The following is a 684-nucleotide window of genomic DNA, read 5'->3' as shown; positions in this document are numbered from 1 at the left end:
GAAGTCGAACAGCGAGCTGATCGGTCCGAAGATCAGCATGAACCGGCGGATGAACGCGACGTTCCAGTGCGACGGCGCGTGCAGCTGCTCGGCGTCGACCCTGTCGGTGGGGATCGCCAGCTGCGAGGAGTCGTATAACAGGTTGTTCAGCAGGATCTGGCTGGGCAGCATCGGCAGGAACGGCAGCAGGGCCGATGCGGCCGCGGCGCTGAACATGTTCCCGAAGTTGCTCGACGTGCCCATCAGCACGTACTTGATGGTGTTGGCGAATATGCGCCGGCCCTCGGCGACGCCGGTGGCCAACACACCGAGGTCCTTCTCCAGCAGCACCACGTCGGCGGCGTCCTTGGCCACGTCGGTGGCGCTGTCCACCGAGATCCCCACGTCGGCGGCATGCAGAGCCAGCGCGTCGTTGACTCCATCGCCGAGGAACCCCACCGATCGGCCGGTGCGCCGCGCCGCGGTGATGAGCCGCGCCTTCTGCTCCGGCGAGATGCGGGCGAAGATGGTGTAATTCTGTGCGGCGTGCTCGAATTCTTCGTCGCCGAATTGTTCCATCTCCGCGCCGGTGATGGTTCCCTTTGAGGCCAAACCCAAGTCGGCGCACACCTTTTCGGCCACCCGCGCGTTGTCACCGGTAGCGATCTTCACCTCGATGCCCAGATCCGCGAGCTGGGTTAGGGA

Annotated in this window: 1 protein-coding gene; it reads right to left on the bottom strand. The window is 64.9% G+C overall.

Annotated elements, in window-relative coordinates:
• Nucleotides 1-684: HAD-IC family P-type ATPase (locus tag A9X04_RS32230; RefSeq protein ID WP_156764263.1), on the bottom strand; the 684-nt coding region annotated here is incomplete at both ends.

The organism is Mycobacterium sp. E3247 (genome assembly GCF_001667785.1).
GTDB lineage: Bacteria > Actinomycetota > Actinomycetes > Mycobacteriales > Mycobacteriaceae > Mycobacterium.
This window is presented reverse-complemented; position numbering and strand designations above follow the sequence as displayed.